General features: G+C 69.3%; 16 protein-coding genes and 1 pseudogene. 10 read left to right on the forward strand and 7 right to left on the reverse strand.

What is annotated here, in order from left to right; genetic code table 11:
• The first annotated feature begins 98 nt into the window (after positions 1-98).
• The 3 genes from eccCa to ACGF3H_RS24950 are packed head-to-tail and all read left to right on the forward strand — an operon-like array spanning position 99 to position 5,100.
• Entirely contained in the window at positions 99-4,073 is a 3,975-nt protein-coding gene (gene eccCa, locus ACGF3H_RS24940) for a type VII secretion protein EccCa (protein WP_362500110.1), read from the forward strand.
• The gene (locus ACGF3H_RS24945) at positions 4,070-4,393 is read left to right on the forward strand and encodes a hypothetical protein (RefSeq protein ID WP_362500111.1); all 324 of its coding nucleotides are present in this window, start codon (positions 4,070-4,072) and stop codon (positions 4,391-4,393) included. The genes eccCa and ACGF3H_RS24945 overlap by 4 nt, the downstream gene beginning before the upstream one ends.
• A complete protein-coding gene (locus ACGF3H_RS24950; RefSeq protein ID WP_362500112.1) occupies positions 4,387-5,100 on the forward strand; it encodes a hypothetical protein in 714 nt (237 codons plus the stop codon). The genes ACGF3H_RS24945 and ACGF3H_RS24950 overlap by 7 nt, the downstream gene beginning before the upstream one ends.
• Before the next feature lie 78 nt (positions 5,101-5,178).
• Here ACGF3H_RS24950 and ACGF3H_RS24955 read toward each other — a convergent pair whose 3' ends face one another.
• The 5 genes from ACGF3H_RS24955 to ACGF3H_RS24975 form a co-directional block, all read right to left on the reverse strand.
• Positions 5,179-5,478 carry a WXG100 family type VII secretion target gene (locus ACGF3H_RS24955; RefSeq protein ID WP_362500113.1) on the reverse strand — a complete coding sequence of 100 codons (300 nt, stop codon included), beginning with the start codon at positions 5,476-5,478 and terminating at the stop codon, positions 5,179-5,181.
• A 63-nt stretch (positions 5,479-5,541) separates the two neighbouring features.
• Positions 5,542-5,892, reverse strand: coding sequence for a WXG100 family type VII secretion target (locus ACGF3H_RS24960; RefSeq protein WP_189233153.1), 351 nt, complete (start codon positions 5,890-5,892; stop codon positions 5,542-5,544).
• A gap of 117 nt (positions 5,893-6,009) precedes the next feature.
• Positions 6,010-7,305 (reverse strand): S8 family serine peptidase, encoded by a 1,296-nt coding sequence (locus ACGF3H_RS24965; protein WP_362500114.1) that lies wholly within the window; start codon positions 7,303-7,305, stop codon positions 6,010-6,012.
• A gap of 23 nt (positions 7,306-7,328) precedes the next feature.
• Positions 7,329-9,089 (reverse strand): hypothetical protein, encoded by a 1,761-nt coding sequence (locus tag ACGF3H_RS24970; RefSeq protein ID WP_362500115.1) that lies wholly within the window; start codon positions 9,087-9,089, stop codon positions 7,329-7,331.
• A complete protein-coding gene (locus ACGF3H_RS24975) occupies positions 9,089-9,535 on the reverse strand; it encodes a hypothetical protein (protein WP_362500116.1) in 447 nt (148 codons plus the stop codon). The genes ACGF3H_RS24970 and ACGF3H_RS24975 overlap by 1 nt, the downstream gene beginning before the upstream one ends.
• Positions 9,536-10,106: 571 nt before the next feature.
• Between ACGF3H_RS24975 and ACGF3H_RS24980 the strand changes: the two genes are divergently transcribed.
• The 5 genes and pseudogenes from ACGF3H_RS24980 to ACGF3H_RS25000 all read left to right on the forward strand — a co-directional run bounded on the left by ACGF3H_RS24980 (position 10,107) and on the right by ACGF3H_RS25000 (position 14,714).
• Positions 10,107-10,613, forward strand: coding sequence for a hypothetical protein (locus ACGF3H_RS24980; protein ID WP_362500117.1), 507 nt, complete (start codon positions 10,107-10,109; stop codon positions 10,611-10,613).
• Between the two features lie 58 nt (positions 10,614-10,671).
• Positions 10,672-12,987, forward strand: coding sequence for a hypothetical protein (locus ACGF3H_RS24985; protein ID WP_362500118.1), 2,316 nt, complete (start codon positions 10,672-10,674; stop codon positions 12,985-12,987).
• 3 nt (positions 12,988-12,990) lie between these two features.
• Positions 12,991-13,614 carry a hypothetical protein gene (locus ACGF3H_RS24990; RefSeq protein WP_362500119.1) on the forward strand — a complete coding sequence of 208 codons (624 nt, stop codon included), beginning with the start codon at positions 12,991-12,993 and terminating at the stop codon, positions 13,612-13,614.
• Positions 13,615-13,751: 137 nt separating this feature from the next.
• A pseudogene (locus ACGF3H_RS24995) lies at positions 13,752-14,115 on the forward strand (hypothetical protein); the annotation flags it as partial.
• A 107-nt stretch (positions 14,116-14,222) separates the two neighbouring features.
• Positions 14,223-14,714: a hypothetical protein gene (locus ACGF3H_RS25000; RefSeq protein ID WP_362500120.1), complete on the forward strand. Its 492-nt coding sequence runs from the start codon at positions 14,223-14,225 to the stop codon at positions 14,712-14,714.
• Positions 14,715-14,814: 100 nt separating this feature from the next.
• On the opposite strand, the gene mycP is transcribed toward ACGF3H_RS25000, so the two are convergent.
• Both mycP and eccB read right to left on the reverse strand, forming a co-directional pair.
• A complete protein-coding gene (gene mycP / locus ACGF3H_RS25005; protein WP_362500121.1) occupies positions 14,815-16,068 on the reverse strand; it encodes a type VII secretion-associated serine protease mycosin in 1,254 nt (417 codons plus the stop codon).
• 29 nt (positions 16,069-16,097) lie between these two features.
• On the reverse strand, positions 16,098-17,624 hold the full coding sequence (gene eccB, locus ACGF3H_RS25010) for a type VII secretion protein EccB (RefSeq protein WP_362500122.1): 1,527 nt from the start codon (positions 17,622-17,624) through the stop codon (positions 16,098-16,100).
• 231 nt (positions 17,625-17,855) lie between these two features.
• Between eccB and eccE the strand changes: the two genes are divergently transcribed.
• Both eccE and ACGF3H_RS25020 read left to right on the forward strand, forming a co-directional pair.
• A complete protein-coding gene (eccE, locus tag ACGF3H_RS25015; RefSeq protein ID WP_362500123.1) occupies positions 17,856-19,217 on the forward strand; it encodes a type VII secretion protein EccE in 1,362 nt (453 codons plus the stop codon).
• Positions 19,217-19,987: a hypothetical protein gene (locus ACGF3H_RS25020; RefSeq protein ID WP_362500124.1), complete on the forward strand. Its 771-nt coding sequence runs from the start codon at positions 19,217-19,219 to the stop codon at positions 19,985-19,987. Before eccE ends, ACGF3H_RS25020 begins: the two co-directional genes overlap by 1 nt.
• The last annotated feature ends 24 nt before the right edge of the window (positions 19,988-20,011 follow it).

Below are 20,011 nucleotides of genomic sequence, written 5' to 3' on the forward strand. Positions count from 1 at the left end.
GTCAGCGGGAGTCAGTAGGATCGCCCTTCGCGATCGACGTGCGCCGGACACGGGGCGGCGGGCGGAACGGATCGGCCGGGCAAGGGAATTGGTGCGAAGTGAGCCACATCGTCGTCAAGCGCCCACCACGGGCACTGCCGAAGGACGTGCCCACGCAGGAAGTCGTGCTGCAGCCACCGCCCGAACTCCCGCGGGGGCAGCAGGAAGGCGCCCTGATGCAACTCCTGCCCATGCTCGGCATGGGCGGGTCCGTGGTCTTCTTCTTCAACCCGCAGGCCCAGCCGTTCATGAAGATCATGGGCATGGTGATGGTGGCCTCGACGATCGCCATGGGCATCGCGATGCTGGTCCGCTACCGCCGGGGCAGCCAGGGGCAGATGGCCGACATGCGCCGGGACTACCTCCGCTATCTGTCCCAGGCCCGGCAGTCCGCCCAGACGACCGCGCGGGTCCAGCGCGACGCCCAGTACTACCTGCATCCTTCACCGGAGCAACTGTGGGCGCTGGTCGCCGAGGGCAGCCGGGTGTGGGAGCGGCGCGCCGGTGACGAGGACTTCGGTCAGGTGCGGGTGGGCCTCGGCCCGCAGGCCCTGGCCACCCCCCTGATCCCCCCGGAGACGGCCCCGGTCGACCAGTTGGAGCCGCTGACCACGGGCGCCATGCAGCGCTTCCTCGCCACCCACAGCACCCTCGACGACCTGCCGATGGCGATCTCGCTGCGCGCCTTCTACCACGTGACGGTCAGCGGTGAACCGGGCACGGTCCGCGCCACCGCCCGCGCCGTCGCCGCTTCGCTCGCCTCGCTGCACTCCCCCGACGACCTGGTCGTCGCCGTCGCCACCGGCCGGGAGACCACCGCGGAGTGGGAGTGGGCCAAGTGGCTGCCGCACGTGCAGTCCCGGGGCGCCGCGGACGGCGCGGGCAGCACCCGTCTGATCACGACCGACCCGATGGAGCTGGAGGACCTGCTCGGCGACCGGCTCCAGGGCCGCCCCCGCTTCCACCCGGACGGCCAGCCGGTACCCGACCAGCCGCATCTGGTCGTCGTGCTCGACGGAGTCTCGCTGCCGCCCACGTCGCTGCTGGCGAGCCCGGAAGGCATCCAGGGCGTCACGGTGCTGGAGGTCACGCCCGGAAACCTCACCAGCGGGCGCGGCGACCTCTCGATCGTCGTCCACCCCGAGGAGCTGCGTCTGGAGTCGGCTCACGGCATGGTCTACGAGGGCACGCCCGACGGCCTGTCGTACGAGGCCGCCGAGGCGCTGGCACGGCAGCTCGCGCCGCTGCGCATGGCGTCGGGCGGGGACGACGACGAACCGCTGCTCGCCAACCTGGAGTTCACCGACCTGCTCAACCTCGGTGACGCGGCCTCCGTCGACACCCGGCGCACCTGGCGTCCCCGCTCGCAGTCGGAGCGGCTGCGGGTGCCGATCGGCGTCGGCGAGGACGGCCGGCCCGTGATGCTCGACCTGAAGGAGGCGGCGCAGGAGGGCATGGGCCCGCACGGTCTGTGCGTCGGCGCGACCGGTTCCGGAAAGTCCGAGCTGCTGCGCACGCTGGTCCTGGGCCTCGCCGTCACGCACTCCTCCGAGACCCTCAACTTCGTGCTGGCGGACTTCAAGGGCGGTGCCACCTTCGCGGGCATGGCGCAGATGCCGCACGTGGCGGCCGTCATCACCAACCTCGCGGACGACCTGACACTCGTCGACCGGATGGGCGACTCGATCCGCGGTGAGCTCAACCGCCGTCAGGAGATGCTCCGCGACGCGGGCAACTACGCCAACATCCACGCGTACGAGAAGGCCCGCGCCGCCGGTGCCGCGCTGCAGCCCATCCCGTCCCTCGTCCTGGTGATCGACGAGTTCAGCGAACTCCTCACGGCCAAGCCGGACTTCATCGAGATGTTCGTGCAGATCGGCCGCATCGGCCGGTCGCTGGGCGTGCACCTGCTGCTCGCCTCGCAGCGACTGGAGGAAGGCCGCCTGCGCGGACTGGAGACCTACCTGTCGTACCGGATCGGTCTGCGCACGTTCTCGGCGGCCGAGTCGCGGGCCGCGCTCGGCGTCCCCGACGCCTACGAACTGCCGAACGTGCCCGGCTCCGGCTTCCTGAAGTTCGGCACGGACGAGATGGTCCGCTTCAAGGCCGCGTACGTCTCGGGCGTGTACCGCACGAGCGCACAGCAGACGGCGTCCTACGGGGGCCCGCTCCCGGTCGACCGCCGGCCCGTGCTGTTCACCGCCGCCCAGGTCCCGGTGCAGTACCTGGCGGTGCCCGCGCAGCGCGAGGAGACACGGGACGAGACGGACGACGCGCTCGCCGACACCGTGCTCGACGTCATCGTGCGGCGCCTGGAGGCGCAGGGACCGGCCGCGCACCAGGTGTGGCTGCCGCCGCTGGACAGCCCGCCGTCGCTCGACACGCTGCTGCCGGGTCTCGCGGAGGTGCCGGGCCGTGGCCTGACCCAGCCCGGTTACGAGGGTGCGGGCCGGCTGGTGGTGCCCGTCGGTCTCGTCGACAAGCCCTACGAGCAGCGCCGTGACCCGCTGTGGGTGGACTTCGGCGGCGCCGCCGGCCACATGCAGATCCTCGGCGGACCGCAGTCCGGCAAGTCGACGCTGCTCCGCTCGGTCATCGCCTCCTTCGGCCTCACCCACACCCCGCACGAAGTGCAGTTCTACGGCCTGGACTTCGGTGGCGGCGGTCTGTCGGCCGTGGCCGGCCTGCCGCACGTGGGCGGGGTGGCCTCGCGTCTCGACCCCGAGCAGGTACGGCGCACGACGGCCGAGGTGTACGGCGTGATGACGCGCCGCGAGGAGTACTTCCGCACGGCCGGCATCTCCTCGATCGCGGAGTTCCGCAGCCGCCGCGCGCGGGGCGACATCTCCGTGACCGACCAGCCCTGGGGCGACGTCTTCCTGGTCATCGACGGCTGGGGGAACTTCCGCACGGACTACGACGCCCTGGAGCCGTACGTCCTGGACATCGCGGCGCGTGGTCTCGGCTACGGCATCCACCTGATCCTCACGGCGTCCCGGTCCATGGAGGTCCGCAGCAACCTCAAGGACCAGCTGATGAACCGCCTCGAACTGCGGCTCGGCGACCCCATGGACTCCGAGTTCGACCGCAAGGTCGCGGCCAACGTGCCGACGGGGGTTCCCGGCCGGGGCCAGACGCCGCAGAAGCAGCACTTCATGGCGGCGGTGCCGCGCATCGACGGCCTGTCCTCCGACACGGACCTGGCGGAGGCGACGCAGGCCCTCGGCACCGAGGTCTCCCGGCACTGGCAGCAGCCCGGTGCCCCCGCGGTGCGGCTGCTGCCGAGGGAGTTCCCGGCGCACCAGCTTCCGCCCGGCGACCGGTTCCCCCGGCGCGGTGTCTCCTTCGCGCTCGACGAGGAGAACCTGGAGCCGGTGTTCGTGGACTTCGAGCAGGACCCGTTCTTCCTGGTGTTCGGCGAGAGCGAGTCCGGCAAGTCGAACCTGCTGAAGCTGCTCATCCAGCGCATCACCGAGCGCTACGACGGGAACAGCTGCAAGCTGTTCGTCGTCGACAACCGGCGCTCCCTGCTGGGCGTGACGCCGTCCTCGCACCTGGCCGAGTACGTGCCGATGTCGAACCAGATGCAGCACCACATGGACGCGCTCGCCGAGCTGATGCAGCGCCGCACCCCGACCGCGGACGTCACACCGGAGCAGTTGCGTGACCGCAGCTGGTGGAACGGGCCGACGATCTACGTCATCGTCGACGACTACGACCTGGTGGCCACGTCGAGCGGCAACCCGCTGGCGGGCCTGACCGAGATGCTGCCCTTCGCCCGGGACGTCGGCGTGCGCTTCATCATCGCCCGCTCCACCGCGGGCGCGGGCCGGTCCGGTTACGAGGCCTTCATGCAGCGCATCAAGGAACTGGGCGCCCAGGGCGTCATCCTCAGCGGCGACCCGACCGAGGGCGACCTGCTCGGCGGGGTGCGCCCGCGCCAGATGCCGCCGGGCCGGGGCGTGTTCGTGTCACGGCGCCGGGGGAAGCCGCTGGTGCAAGTGGGGCTGGTGGACGACGGAACGGGGCGGTGAAGGTCGTTCGCAGGATCGGGTACTTCGGCGTACTCCCCCTGGTACTCGCGCTCGCCGCCGCCTGGACCTGGTACCGGGTGAGCGACACGCGCCGGGGATGGCGCTACGAGGACAAGCTCGCGACGTACTGCGGCGGCCTGATCCCGTACGACGAGTCAGCGGTCTTCACCGGCCTCGACACCGAGGCCGGCCTGTCCCGGGACGGGGAGTACGGATATGGCGAGGACCGCTTCCGCTCGTGCCGGGTGGCGGACCTGACCGTGTCCGTCGGGCTGATCCCTGCTGACGCGTCTCCCTCGGCACGCGTGACGACATGCTGAGCGTGCTGGGCGGCGGCTCTCCGGACCACCTGCCCGTGGCGCTGGGCGGTGGCTGGCGCGGATACACGGATCTGCGGAACACGGGCGTCGTGCTGCCGTGCGCCGGCAAGGACGCGTCCCTGGTGGTGAGCGTCGCCGGGGACACGTCGCACGAAAACGCCGAGGAGAGCCGGGCGGTGGGACGGCTCGCCACCGCTGTCGCCCGCGAGGCGGCCGGCCGGGAGTCGTGCGAGGCGACGTTCGGCGGCGCCGTACCGGAACTCTCACTCTCGAAGGGGAAGACCGCCCTGCTGAGCGCGTCGGGCACCTGCGCCGGCATCCGGATACCGGATTCCGCGCCGGACGACTGGGTCGACTGGATCGAGGAGACCGAAGCGTCGGACACCGCCCCGCTGGAGCGGTGCCTCTTGGGCGAGACGGGGGAACGTGACGAGGTCGTCTACTCCCTGAACGCGTCGTTCGGTCCGTACGCCCAACGGCTGCGGCCGGAGGCCGGCGACGACGAGGACTGGCCGCAGCCGGGCATGACACGCGACAGCGCGGTGGCGACGGCGACCTGCCCGGGCAGCTCCGTGCCGGCCGTCTTCAGCATCGACGCGACGGTCTACGCCGCTCCGACACGGGAGTTCCTCGCGTCGGCCCTGGGTGCCTTCGCGGAGCGGTCGGCGGAGCGGCACGGGTGCACGGGGCTGCGGCTGCCGGGCTGATCCGGGAACGCCGTGAGGGTGGGCGTCTCCCGCGCACGCCCACCCTCACTCCTGCCGCGGCCTCGGGGCCGCCAGTGACTACTGCAGGTACCTGGCCGCCGCCTGGTCACCCTCCATGTACGTACCACCCGACTGACCCACGACGTGACCGATGCCCGTCAGGGCCTGGTGGATGTCGCTGGCTTCCTTGTCCCAGCGGCGCAGCTTCTCGTCGAAGGTGTCCTGGGCCTTACCCGCCCAGTACTGCTTGCTGTTCATCACCATCGTCCGAAGCTGCTGGATGTCCTCGTCCAGCGACCGCGCCTCATTGGCGATGTTCGTCGCCGCGATGTCGAGCCCGTCGTACGTTACCTGCAGACCGTCCGCGTTACGGCTCATCTCTGCCTACCTCGTCTCTCGTGCCTGTGGTTGATGTCCGCGAGTGCCGATGCCCGTGAGGGCTCAGGTCATCGAGCTGAACGGCGACGACTGGACCGTGGGGGCACCGTCGTTGATGTTGATCTTGTTCACGGCCGCGCGGACTTCGTCTTCCTTGCTGTCCTTGATGTTGCGCGTCGCGGTCATCGCCTCGATGACGTCACCGAGGATGCGGCCCATGTTCTGCAGCGAGGTGTTGATCTCGTACTGCTTCGTGTCGAAGGCAGCACGGCCGATGCCCTGCCACTGGCCCTCGAGGCTGTCGATGACACCCTGCAGGCTGTGCACCCGCTTGCGGATGTTCTCGAACTTCTCGTACATGTCCTTCTGCAGCTTGATTACTGCTGCATCTTCGAGCTTCTGGTCGACGGCCATGTCCGCCTGCCCTCCCTTTTTTCGTTTTCGGGGTCCAACTGTGCGGCTCACCGCCCGGCAGCGGTGAGCACGTTCTCCATGCCCTGGCCCAGCGGCGCAGGGCTCGGGCGGCCGGCGTCAGGCGGCGCGACGCGAGCGCATGACGACGAAGGCTCCGCCTCCGACCACAACGACGGCCGCGGCAGCGCCGAGCGCGATCCACAGGGTGCTGTTGCCGTCGCTCGAGGACTCGGCCGCCGCGTTCTCCGTCTTCTCGCTGCCCTCCGCCTTCGATCCTGCTGCGGCCTTGCCGGCGCCAGAAGAGCTTCCCGGGGCTTGTGACGAGCCTGTTGCGGACGGGGACGCGGCAGAGGCGGGCGGAATCTCGGTCACCAGCTTCTTGCCCTTCTCCTGGTTCCACTTGGCGAGGGGGTCGGAGTAGGCGGGGCCGGCGTCGTAGTTGGGGTTCTCGAGTACCACGCGGGGTCGGACGGTGCCATAACCGGCGTACTGGGTCGGCTCGTTCTTCGGCCACTTGCGGCTCGCAGTGTCGATGAGCGCCCGGGTGACCTGGTTCGCGGTCCAGTCGGGGTGGGCGGACCAGATGAGGGCGGCGGAGGCCGAGGCGATGGCGGTGGACGCGCTGGTGCCCTCCAGACCATGGCAGTACGACTCGAAGCTGGGGCGGCAGTAGCCCGGCATGTCTTCACCCGGCGCTACTAGGTCGACGTAGTTCCCGTGCGAAGAGAATTTCGAGATGTTGGCGTCCTTGTCCATCGACGAAACACCCAACACGTACGGAGCCGCGGCTGGGTACCCAACATCCTCCCCGCCACTGTCGCCGTCGTTCCCTACGCCCGCGATGAGCAACTTGCCCTTCGACGCAGCGTAGGTCACCGCTTCCTCGATGGCCGGGTCATAGTACGGACCACCGAAAGACATGTTGATGATCTGCACATCGGTATCAGCCGCAGCTTTGATCGCCTCAGCGGGCTCTGCCGTCTTCTTCTTTTCCGCCTCTGGCACGCCTGTCAGCACAATGCGGTACGGAACGATCTTCGCCCCCGGCGCAAGACCCCGGAGACCGCCATCGGCTCCTGTACCCGCGATCAGTTCGGCCATGGAGGTTCCATGGCCCTGATAGTCCTTCGTGGCACCGTAGGCAACTTGCCTGGGCACTTCACCAGCGAGCACCTGCCCCTTGAGGGCGGGCGTGCTGGGATTCACGCCCGTGTCGATGACAGCGACCTTGATGCCCTTCCCGGTGCTGACTTTCCACATCGTCTCGGCCTGCATCGGCTCCAGGTACCACTGCTCCGACTGTGCGTCGGCGGCAGCCGCTCCTGGAGCGACACCCACGCCGACGGCGACCAGGGCGCTCGCAATGACACTCCCCGCGCGTACCGGTAGTCCGCGACGTGTTGCTGACTTCATGATGAGGTGGGTCCTCGCTCGGCTTAGTTGACGACTGGCGGCACGTCGCGCCGCGGATTCTGGGGCAGGTGCGTCTCTTCGTCTTCGACCAGGTAATCAGGCCGCTGTGCTTCTTCCTCTCGGCGCTCGTCTCGACGGTTGCCTTGCTTCCCGGGTTCACGCACGAGGCCGGCACCGCCCCGGGTCATACCGTTCCGCTCGGCACGGGCAACGGAACTGCGCCCGGCGGGAGTACCTGTGACAGGGGACTTGGCGGAGGCGTCCACGGAGCCGTTCGCGCCACCGCGCAGCCCAGGGCGCCCCTTCACGGAACCGAATGTTCCCTCGCCCCCCACTACTGTTCCGCGTGGGATTCGGGCGCCGCCGCGGCCCGCGCCTCCGGGAACAGATCCGGGTCGACCGCCTACCACACCATTGCCTCGGCCTGCTCCGGTGACCGGGCCACCTCCTGCCCTCGGCTGGGTCGGCGAGGTGGCCCGGGGAGTACCTCCACTGACCCCGCGGCTCGTCGAGATCGGCTTCGCCCCAGAGGTCGTGCCTTTGGCAGCGGACTGACCAGCCGGAGTAGTTCGACCCATCTGGTTCAGGGGGCCCTGACCGACCTGCCGACCAGGCCCTGTAACCCCCTTCGCCACAGGCCCTGCAGGGGCTGCAGGCGTCGTTCGTCCCTGAGCGGTCAGCGGCGGCCGGAAGCCATTCGTTCGCCCATTTGACGGGCCGACCGGCCGGGCCGGGGAGAATGGTGCCGTCTGGCCAGTCGAGAAGGGGCCGGTCGGGCCACTGCCCTCGTTCGGCGGCAAGGAAGTCGGCAGAAGCTGGCCGTGAGAGGGAGCTGTGGGAACGGTCGGGGCAATGGCATTGTCGATGGTCGTCCCTACCGACACGGTGGGATCGAGGACTTCCCTCGGGCCCCCGTCCGGGACGACGACTGTGCCGCTCGCACCTTGCGGCTGGGCAGGGTGGCCGACGTCCGTGGCCGAGTGACGGCTGATGGTGGTGCCCGCCGTTACGCCTTGCCCTGCGACAGAGTCCGCACCTTCGGGCTGGCGGTACCGAGAATCCTGCTCCGGCTGCGGAACGCCCACGTCCGGCATGGTCTTGAACTCGGGTTGCGGCAGCTCGCTGAGTTGCACGCTGGCCACCGCGTAGTAGGACGACAACCGGTTCATCTGGTTGATCGCCTCCTGACGGTCCTTTTCCACCCGGACCGCTTCGGCGTACTCGGCGTTGCCCTCGACCTGCTTGGGCGCCGGAAGCTTGTCCGGCTTCACACCCTCCTGCCCTGGCGGCCGGGTGTCGCGGGGCGGCATGGCCTTGCGTACGGCCGCCAGGCCCACGGCCGCCGCGGTGATCTGGTCACCCGCTCCGCCGGCGAAGTCGCTCAGCCCATACGTGCTCGTGACGAGCGAGCGACCCCACTTGCGGAACGCCTCACCCGACTCACCGACCCAGTGGACGTTCTCGATGTGGCCGTCCAGCTCCTTGGCGGCCTCCGTGATGGCGTCCCGTGCGTCCCACAGAGCCTTCCCTGAGGACTCCAAGTCCTCCGGGTTGGTCTGCTCGACCAGGTCGATCATTTGGTTCAGGCCGTGATTGTCGAAGTTCGTGCGCCCGTGCACACCGCGTTCGTACGCCGTGTCCTTGGCCGCCGCACGGACCATGTCGTCGATGGCCCCGAAGAGGAAGCCGCTGCTCGGGTTCTGCTCGGCGTGCCGCGTGAGATCGGTGAACGTGTTCTGCCCGGAGACCCGCTCCAGATCCTGCTCGTGCTGCTTGTCGGTCATCACAGGTCCCCGGTGGTGTCGTCGCCCTTGGCGCGCTGCCTGCCGCCTGCTGCGTCCTGCAGACCCTTGATCTGCGACTGGATCGCATAGAAGCGGCGACGCTGCTCTTCTTCGAGGTTGTCGAAGCCCACGTGTGCACCCCGGACGGCGATGCCGATCGCCTCGATCTGGAGGTGCAGGGTCTTGGAGAGAGAGGTGAGCTTCTCGTGCACCTGGTTGTACTGCAGGTACAGGGAATGCGCCTCAGGGAAAGCGGACGGGTTGCCCGCCAGTGATCCCGGCTTGATCGTCTGGGCGCCCACTCGTGTCGGGTTGCCGGGTGACCCCTCAAGGGTGGTCAGGACTCCGTCCACCCGCTTCACGAACGTGCTCAGTGCCTCGCCGGTGACCTCCAGGTTCGCCGCCCTGGCTGCCGACACGCCCCCCACCATGTCCGCTGGAAGCACGCCGCTCCCTCCCCGTTCCCCGTAGCTTCATCACTGTGGCCGGTCGGCCACTCGCCCCCGCGATTGCAAAGCGGGTCGCGCGCGTTCTGCGATCACCACTGTAGTCAACGGGTACGACAGGGCCAACCGTGATGTGTGCTAGTCCAGTTACAAAGACGCTCCGGACATGACACGTCGGAGCGAGCACAGGTGATCGCCGGCAGTTGAGCACAGCGCCGCAGCACCCATGTGGTTAAAAAGCGAACGATGCGTCATCGGGCCGGGCGCCGACAGGCCGCGCGGAGAGCGGCGCATCACTCGAAGTAGTGCACCCGCGCGGAGATACCCGCCGTCCTCCTCGTACGCACCGCGCGTACAGACGGCCGATGTGTCGGCCATCGCCCCTCTGCTGCATCCTCCACCGGCCCCACAGACCTCCCCAAAAACTTCACCTACGCAATTACCCCACGTCGGACGCACCCGCTCGGCCCGACTGCCCCAGTTGCTAACTTGTGGCGAGTCCGAACACCGCAGGACGTCCACCGGCCGGCACAGGCGACGGGCAGTCCTGCACACGGGGAGGTTGCCGTCCATGGCATGGGACGAGTGGGAACAGCTCAAGGCCGACGCGCTGCAGCGCCAGCAGGGGTCTGCGCACATGCAGTTGAACCAGGTGGACGGCGGCGCGCCTTCCAAGCCGGGTTCGTACGGTGATCTCAAGGTCGCGAACGACAGTCTCACCAAGATCGGCACGACCGCCCACGAGCTCTATGACCAGCTGTGGCGCAAGGCCCGTGTCGCCCTTCCCACCAGTGAGTCCGCGGCCACGGACCTGTCGAAGCAGGGGTTCGCGCTCGGGGCGGGGGTCCAGCACGTGGCCACCCGCTGGGACGAGCAGTTGAAGTCCCTGATGGACGCGTGTGCGCACATCTCGAATCACATGCGGGTCACCAAGAAGCTGCACGACGGGGACGAGGGCTACATCCAGCGGCAGATGAGCAGCATCGCCATGCTGGACGCCGGGTTCGACGAGCGCGTCGGGGCGCCGGGCGAGAAGAACAAGATCTACGGAGAGCCGAGCAAGAAGAAGGACGACTGAGCGGCGCTTCGCACCGTTCGAACCCGCTCACCGCTCGCTCACCCGAAGGACGACACACATGGAACTCGACACCCTCCGCGACGCCGACTTCAAGCTGCTCGACGACGCCGTCACGGACTGGGGCACCCTCGTCAAGAACCTCGAAACGCTGAAGAAGGACGCCGAGGACAACCTGCACAAGGGCGCCAACAAGGCCGACTGGGCCGGCGTGAACGCCAAGGTGTCGAAGGAGTTCATCGGTAAGACCGCCGGTGAGTTCGCTGATGCCCACACCCAGGCCGACACCATCCACAAGATCCTGAGCGACACCGTGGGTGAGTTGAAGGGCTACCACAAGCAACTGGTCGAAGCCATCGACGGCGGCCGGAAGAAGGGCCTGAAGGTCATCGGGTACGAGGGGGGCTTCACCGTCACCACGGATGCTCCCCCGGAAGCGCGCGGCAAGATGGACCAGGATAATCAGTCGGACATCACCGCGCTGCGGGACGAACTCCAGGGAATCCTCAGCAAGGCCAGTGAGAGCGACAACTCCGCCAAAACCGTCTTGATGGCCATCGCCGACCAGAGCAAGATGGGGTTCTCCGACGCCGGCTACAAGGACCGGGACACCGCGGCCAACGCCATCAAGAAGGCCGACGAGCTGGCCGCCCTCGCGAAGAAGGACCCGGACGACCTGAGCGTCGCGGACTTCGACAAGCTCAACGAGGGGCTGAAGAAGTACGGCAACGACGATCTGTTCGCCGAGCGGTTCGCGACGGCGCTCGGGCCGCAGAAGACGCTGGAGTTCTGGGCCGGGGTGAGTGACCCGCAGCGCGGGAACTGGGAACTGGGCCATGAGCGCCTGGACAAGTTCGACGACCTGCAGCGCAGTCTGGGCATGACACTCGCCAACGCCACGCAAAGCGACTCCGCGGCGATGGCCGACTGGAAGCGCACGATGATCGACATCGGCGACAAACCGCTCTACGGCGAACACCGCGGCGGGCCGATGGGCTTCCAGGTCATGAGCAACCTCATGCGGACCGGTGACTACGACGACCGGTTCCTCACGGACTACGGCACGAAACTCATGGCCACCGAGCGCAAGCTCACCGGCAACGGAGAGCACCCCAATCTCGCGTGGCAGCGCATGGGGATGGACCCGGTGTTGAACCGGATCGGCGACGACAGCGGCACGGACCCCATGACGGGCTACCTGAAGGGCCTGTCCAACAGCCCGGACGCCGCCACCGACTTCCTCAACCAGCAGTTCATCTCGAAGGACGACCCGGACAACCCGTTCGAGCGCGACACCGACGACAACGGCAAGAAGGGCAAGGTCTCGCTGTCCAACTTCCAGTACCTGTTCGAGGAGCGGGACTGGCCGCAGGAGTCGAACCTCAAGGGGGACGACCTGCACACCGGGCAGAACAACCTGGCGCTGGCCCTCGAGGCCGCCACCACCGGCCACCCGGCGGGTGAGATGCCGACGGTGGACACTCCCGCGCACAACGCCGGCCAGGCGAAGCTCGTGGAGGATCTGGTCGCCTCCGTCGGGGACGACCCGGGCCGCCTGACGAAGAACAGCTACATGTCCGACAGCATGGGGCAGATAGCCGCCGAGTACATGCCGGACATCCACCGTGGTCTGCACCCCGGCACGGAGGGCGAGGACAAGCTCTTCCCCGTCGCAGGTTCGGCGGCCAAGCTCGGCGAGACCGACATCACCCGCTTCCTGTACACGGTGGGCCGGAACCCGGAGGGATACACGGCGGTCAACCTGGGTCAGCACAGCTACACGACGAGCCTGATGCAGTACCACTTCCAACACCCGGACGCGTACCTGAACGATCCGAACTTCTCCCAGGACGAAAACCTGAAGAAGACCATCGAGGACGTCGCCCGGGTGGCCGGCGAGGTGGAGGGCACCATCGGGGCGGGCCGGGCCTACGAGGGCGAGATCGAAGGCGGAAAGAAGGACGCGGACTACAACTCCGTCATCGAGAAGGTCGGAACCTGGGGAGGAACCGCGGTCGGTATCGGTGTCGGGCTCGGCACCGCCCCGTTCACGGGCCCGGGTGGTGTCGTCGCCGGTGGTGTGGCGGGCACGGCCGCGGACGAGATCATCGGTGCGATCACCGACGGTGCGATGAAGGACAGCTCCGGCGAGGTCATCTACCGCAACGGACAGGACCTGGACGGCACCAAGGACTCGACGTACACCCTTGTCGAGAGCGCGGCGAAGAAGGCCGGGGAGAACGCCGGCAACCCCTCCCCCGCGATCGTCTCGGCCGCCGCGACGGCGGCGGAGCAGGGCTTCAACAACGCGGGGAAGAACGTCCACGACGCACTCGACGGCGAGGGCGTGCCCCGGCAGCTGGAAAAGGAAGACTGAACCGTGAATACCAGACGGAGCGGATACGCGCTCGCTGTCGTCGCCGTCGTCGTCGTGGGCGTGTTCGGTGCCTTGTACTTCTTCAAGGCACCGCCGTTCGGTGAGGACGCGGGGAACATCGAGGCCAGCGCCGTGTGCGACTCGCTGGGCTCGGGTTCCCGGGCCGCCGGTGCGCTCAGGACCGTGCTCCCGGAGGAGTCGTCGTACGCGTTCGACGACGACGTGAACCTTCGCGCGGACGAGCGGGACAGCGGCTACGGCTCGGACTGCTTCGTCTCGGGGGGCGGTGACCAGCTCCTGCGTGCCCGGACGCAGATGATCCGCGACGAGCCGTTCGAGAGCTGGGCCGACGGCGAGGTCGCGCAGTACGCGGACGGGAAGGGCCGTCTCACGCCCTTCACCACGGGCCTCATGGGCGCGGCCTCGCCCTCTGTGGCCGCCGTCCTCGTGCCCTGCACCTCGGCCGGGAAGATCCCCGGTGGCCAGTACGACCTCAGCGTCGTCGTCCATCTCGAGAAGGCGGGCAAGGCGAACGATGCCGACACGCGGGCGGGCCTGATCGACCTGGCGAAGAACGCCGCGACGTACGCACACGCCAAGGCAAAGTGCGACATCGCCCTGCCGTGACCGGCTGACGGCACCCTTGGCGTCTGCTGTCGATCTCCCGGTTCCGTGGAGACCTTCCTCCGCAGCCAGCTCCTTGGTGAGGCGGGTGTCCAGTAGTCCTGGTCGTAGTCGATCGGGCTCTTCCGACCCCCCATGGACTGGGGACGTCCAGCTTCCGACAGGCCAGGGGAACTTCCGCGGCGATGGCCGACTGGAAGCGCACGATGATCGACATCGGCGACAAGCCGCTGTACGGCGAGCACCGCGGCGGGCCGATGGGCTTCCAGGTCATGAGCAACCTCATGCGGACCGGTGACTACGACGACCGGTTCCTCAACAGCTACGGCACCAAGCTCATGGCCACCGAGCGCAAGCTGACCGGCAATGGAGAGCACCCGAACATGGCGTGGCGCCAGGGGCCGGGAAATCCCGGACGACAAAAACACCTACAAGGGCAAGGTGTCGCTCTCCCACTTCCAGTACCTCGTCGAGGAACGGGACTGGCCCGAGGAGTCGAATGTGCACCTGAACTCGTGATCGACATCTGATGGTTGGTCCCTCATCCCTCACGACTCGGACAACGCCAGGAGTTCGTTCACGTGCACACTCGACATTTCACGCAGGCATGCATGACGCTCGTGGTCCTGGGCTGCCTCGCCGCTTGCAGTGAGGCTGGTCAGAAACAGGAGTACAGCGTTCCCACGTCACTCTGCGGCGTGCCGGTCGATCAGGCCGCGCTTTCTCATCTGCTTCCGCCGGGCAAAAGGGTCGCCTCCCAGGAGAAGACTCCGGTACCCAGCCGGCATCGATGCCAGGTGAACGTCGACCAGAAGGCGGCACTGATGGCTAGCCAGGAGTGGTGGGAAGAAGGTGCGGGTGTCGTCGATGTGGCCCGGGGCATCCCGCAGCTGAAGTCGGCGAAGCTGACGGGGGACGGCAAGTCCCTGATCACGGCCACAGGTGCGGTGAAGTCTGCGCGTTGCTCCGGCACTCAACACCCCGGGCACAGCCTTTTCGTCACTGTTCAGGTGTACGCGGACGACGTGGACGATGCTACGGCGATGGAAAAGTTCGTCACCGCGTACACACGGTCGGTAGAGAAGTCGGCAGCATGCCGGTGAAGGGACAGGCGGCTCGTCGGCTCGCAGCGTGACGTCCCAGGACACGCTGCTGACCGGCGTGACCTCACGGTGCGGAGCCGGACGCCCGCCTGGCCCGGCCTCACCGCCCCCCGCGCCGTCGCCGGGCGTCGCGGACTGCCACTGCCGTGCCCGTCAGGCCCGCTGCCAGGACCAGGCCGCCCACGACCACGTACGTGCCCATGCGGGTGTTGCGTTCCTGGGCCGTTTCGCCGAAGTGGACCGGTGGGACCGAGGGGGCCTCGGCCGGGAGTACGCCCTTGTCGGGGGCCGGGGACTCCACGGGGTGGGCCGGGTCGACGTCCGTGAGGGCCTTGAGGGGGTCGACGACGCCCCAGCCGACGAGGCGGTCGTGGCCGGGGATGGAACGTTCGGCCGTCTGCTCGATCTGGGCGACGATCTGGGCTGCCGTCCACTTGGGGTACTTGGCCTTCAGGAGGGCGGCCACGCCGGCCACGTACGGGGCGGAGAAGCTCGTGCCGTTGTCCGCGCAGTGGCCGCCGCCGGGGACCGTGGAGATCATGTCGACGCCGGGGGCCGCCACGCCGATGAACTCGTTCGACTGGGAGAAGGCCGCGCGTTCGTTGTTGCGGTCCGAGGACGCCACCGCCAGGACACCCTCGTAGGAGGCCGGGTAGGTGACCTTGATGTTGCCGCCGAGGCCGTCGTTGCCGGCCGAGGCGACCACCACGACCTGCTTGGCCAGGGCGTAGTCCACCGCCGACTCCAGGGTCTCGCCGGGCGAGACGGCGTTGGCGGTGTCCTGGGAGATGTTGATGACGTCGGCGCCCGCGTCGACGGCGTACCGGATCGACTGGGCGAGGGTCTTCGCGGTGCCGTTGCCCTCGGCGTCGTTCTGCTTGACGGGGATGATCGTGGCCTCGGGGGCGAGGCCGACGAAGCCGGTGCCCTTGGCGGGGCGGGCCGCGATGATGCCGGCCACCCGGGTGCCGTGGCCGACGGTGTCCGTGGTGCCCTGGGCGTTGCCCCGGTCGATCTCCTCGCCCTTGGAGTTCTTGGCGGGCAGGTAGTTCTTGCCCCTGGACGCGTCGACGGCGGCGGTGAGCTGCGGGTTCTTGACGTCGACGCCCGTGTCGATGACCGCGACCCGTACGCCGGCGCCCTTCGACTGCTCCCACAGTTCGTCGAGGTTGACGCGTTGCAGCGACCAGGGCCGGCCCTCGTACTTCTTCGACGGGAACGTGCACTGTCCGCCGTCGTCGGCCCTCGCCTCGGGCGCCGGGAGGGCGCACACCGCCGTCCCGGCGAGGAGCGTCGCCGCGAGGAGGGTCGTAGCGGTGCGGGGGATGCCGGTGAAGCGGCTTGTCTGCGGCATGTCTTCGTCGTTCTCCCGGGTCGCCACCGTCACGAGCCCTGCGGCTGCCGGGCCGCCGCTTCCGAGAGGCGGGGGCCGGTGGGCAGGAACGTCGACCAGTTCGCCGGGACGGGAGACGGTTCCACCTTCTCGTAGCCGAGGCGGGTCTGGGCGATCCGGGCCTCGTTGAGCTGCTGCTCGCGCTGCTCGGCGGAGGTTCCGATTCCCTTGTCGTCCGTGGCGCTGTCGTTGTTGGACTGCAGGGCGTAACGCAGCCCCGTGTCGGTGACCAGGAAGACGCCGCCCGCGCCGGTCTCGGTGCCCTGGAACTGCCGGTAGAGCTGGCCCGAGCCGGGGGTGACGTAGGCGCTGGAGGAACCGGTGGGCAGCTGGGCGGGGAAGTCCTTGCCCGCCCAGGTGGACAGGGTCGTCGTGCCGTTCTTGCCGTCCACCGAGCGCAGCACGTTGCAGACGGTGTTGCGGCCGGCGGTGGCGGAGGAGCCGTCGTTGACCGTCTGGGGCCGGTACGACGGCCAGTTGCGCTGTCCGTCGAAGTCGGTGCTGTCGACGACCGCGCCGGGGCTGACCTGCTGCGCCTCACCGGCCTGTCCGACGCCGACGAGGTCGCCGCTGTTGAGCAGCAGGGTGGCGGTGAACTCCGAGATGCGTGCCACGGCGCCCTGCAGGACCACGTAGTACTGCATGCGCCGGCCGTCGTAGGCCTTGATGACCATGCCGACCTTGTCGTACTCGCGGAGCATGTCGGAGGCTCCCGCGTCCGCGCCCGGGGTGCCCTTGATGTCGGGGACGGCGATCGGGTCGCCCTTGTGCAGGGTGTCGAGCCAGTCCTGGGAGACGCGTTGCGGGGCGCGGCCCTGGGTGTCGAGGGCCTTGAGGACCTCCTTGTCGGCCGGGTCCGCCAGCGGGTAGGCGTATCCGCGCGAGTCGACCACGTACTGCTTCTGGCCGTCGGGGCCGACGACGTACATCAGCTCTCCCCCGGTGAGCTTGTCCGCGCCCTCGGTCCTGGACCACTCCTTCCGGGCGAGGACGAACGCCGCCTTCTGGATGGCGCGGCCGCCCGGCCCGGGACGCTCGCAGACCGCCCACCGCATGGCCTTCTCGGCCTCTTCGGGCGACGGGAGGCGGTCGGGGGCGTAGGGGATGCCGATGGTGGCGCCGTGCGGGGGCTTGCCGCTGTCGAGCACGTCCTCGGCGACGGTGATGACGCTGTCCTTGTCGGGGTCCAGGAGGAGCTTGGCGGACGCCATGTTGAGCACCGGGTGCAGCTGCGTCTCCCCGCCGGTCTTCAGCACGACGTACCGGGTCGTGGACTTGCTGGCCACGATCACGTGCGCGCCCGGCTCGTCCCACCCCTTCGGGGCCGTCGGGCTGAACATGCCGATCGCGCCGAACACGGCGAGGACGACCACCCCGACGACGAGGCTCGGCACGACCGCTCTGAGCGGCTTGGGGGCGCCCTCCTCCGAACCTGTCGGAGAGGGTTGCAGGAAGGACGCGAGAGTGCGGCGCTTCGCGAAGGTGTAGGCGTTCAGTTCATCGCGCCGTGATGCCATCTGTGTTCGTTCTCTCCCCGTACGAAGCCATGGAGACCGGCGGAGCGGCGGTGCGGACCTCGTGTGTCCGCCGGCGTCCGCCTCTTCCCGGTCGCCTCTGGAACCTCGGCTGTCAGACCCGGCACCTACTATGCCTGTTGCACAGTGGTGCGCGTGGCACGGGTAGGGTGCTGAAGCCTCGCCGCCTGCTGAGTGCGGTGTTTTCTGGGATAGTTCGGGGGTTTTGCAGTGATGGCTTCCGCACCGCGAACCCGGTCGCGATCGCAATCCGCGGCGCGGCGGGCCGCCGCGGCGCCGACCACCGGTGGTGGCGCGACGTCCGGCGGTGGAGCGACCGCCCGTGGTTCCTCCACCGCTCGTGGATCCGTCACGCCGCATCTGCAGGCCCGATCGGGACGCGGTGGTTCTTTCGCGCTGCAACGGCTGGTGCTGCTGGAGCTGGCGGCCGCTCTGGTGGTGTGCGGCTGGCTCGTGGGCCCCGCCGCCCTGGTACCGGCGGGCGTGGTCGCCGGAATCCTGGTGCTGCTCGCGGTCGTACGCCGGCGGGGGCGCTCCCTGCCGGAGTGGCTGGGCAGTCAGCTGGCGCTGCGGGCCAGGCTGCGCAAGGCCCCGGGCACGCCGCTGCCGTCCGGGGTGGACGCCAGCCTCGTTCCCGCCGTGGAGTGCGAGCCGAACCTGCGGACGTACCAGTACAGACACCGTGACGAGCACGACCGGCGCCCGGTGGGCATGGTGGGCGACGGGGGCTTCCTCACCGCCGTCCTCCAGGTGGAGGCCGAGGCGGGTGCCCTGCGCGCCGAACGCGGGCGCACACCGCTGCCCCTCGCCCTGCTGCGGGACGTGCTCGACGTGGACGGCATCCGTCTGGAGTCGGCGCAGGTCGTGGTGCACACGCAGCCCGCGCCCGCGCCCCATCTGCCGCAGCAGTCGGTGGTCGTGACGAACTACGCGCAGCTCCAGGCGGAGACGGTCTCCCCCGCGGTCCGCATCATGTGGATTGCGCTGAAGCTCGACCCCGAGCTGTGCCCGGAGGCCGTGGCCGCGCGCGGCGGCGGGCTCCTCGGCGCGCAGAAGTGCCTGGTGCGCTCGGCGGAGCACCTGTCCAGCCGGCTGACCGGCGCCGGGTTCCGGGCGAACGTGCTGACGGAGGAGGAGCTGTCCGCCGCGATCGCCACCTCGGCATGCGCCAACCCGATGGTGACCTCCCAGCCCGGCCAGGGCGACGCGCCCCGGCGCCGGACCGAGGAGTCCAGCCGCAGCTGGCGCTGCGACAACCGGAGGCACACCACCTACTGGGTACGGCGCTGGCCGCAGCTCGGCGGCTCCGGTGTCTCGCTGCCGCAGCTGGTGGCCCGGTTGACGGCGGTTCCCGCGCTGGCCACGACGTTCAGTCTGACGCTGGCGCGCAGCGGGCAGCAGGACGTCGCCGTCACCGGGCACGTGCGGGTCACCGGCCGCAGCAGCACCGAACTGTCGGACGCGCGCCGGGCCCTGGAGCGTGCCGCGCGCCAGGCGCGGACCGGGATCGTCCGCCTCGACCGCGAGCAACTGCCCGGTGTGCTCGCCACGCTGCCGCTCGGAGGGGCCCGCTGATGGCCACGACCACGTCGACGACGCCCGCCGCACCCGCCGGCGGCCGGACGGACAGCGGCCTGCGGGAGCGGCTGCGCACCGGCTTCGGACTGTTGGGGCCGCGGCATCCGCGGCACACCCTGTCCCTCTCCCAGATCGACACGCTCGCCCTGCCCGTCGGGGACGACGGCGTCGTCGTGGGCGTGGACGCCGAGGGGCAGCCCGCCGTTCTCGGGGTGAACCGCCCGACGCCGTTCGACATCCTGTTCATCGGCGGTCTGTGGACGGCACAGGTACTGGCGCTGCGTGCGGCGGCGACGGGTGCGCGGGTCACGGTGGAGACCGGCAGACCGGGGCACTGGGCGCAGGTCGTCCAGGCGGTCGGCGGTGGCCAGTCGGGGATGACGGTGCACGACGTGGGCCGGGTGCCCCCGCAGGGAGCCTCGGCGATGGGACCGGTCCTGGTGATCCGGGACTGCGGCATGCGGCCTCCGCGCGGGCGGGTGACGTCGGCGCCCTGGCAGTCGGTGCTCACGCTGCTGCCGTACCTGAGCCCGGTGGCACCGCGGTTGATGCGTCAGGCGCGTCTGGTGGGTGTCCAGCGGGTCTCGCCGGACGAGGCGGTGGAGATCGGCCGTGCGGCGCGGCTGCCCCGAGCCGAGTACGAGGCCCTGCCCACGCTCGCCGACGGCGTCACCCTGTGGTGTACGGAACGGGACCGGCAGTACGTGATGACGCAGCCGACGGACGCCGAGGTCGGTCTGCTGGGTACCCCTCGCCGCATGGACTGACCGACCGCCTTTCGACCGTTTTGG

The organism is Streptomyces sp. NPDC048185 (assembly GCF_043202495.1).
Classification (GTDB): domain Bacteria; phylum Actinomycetota; class Actinomycetes; order Streptomycetales; family Streptomycetaceae; genus Streptomyces.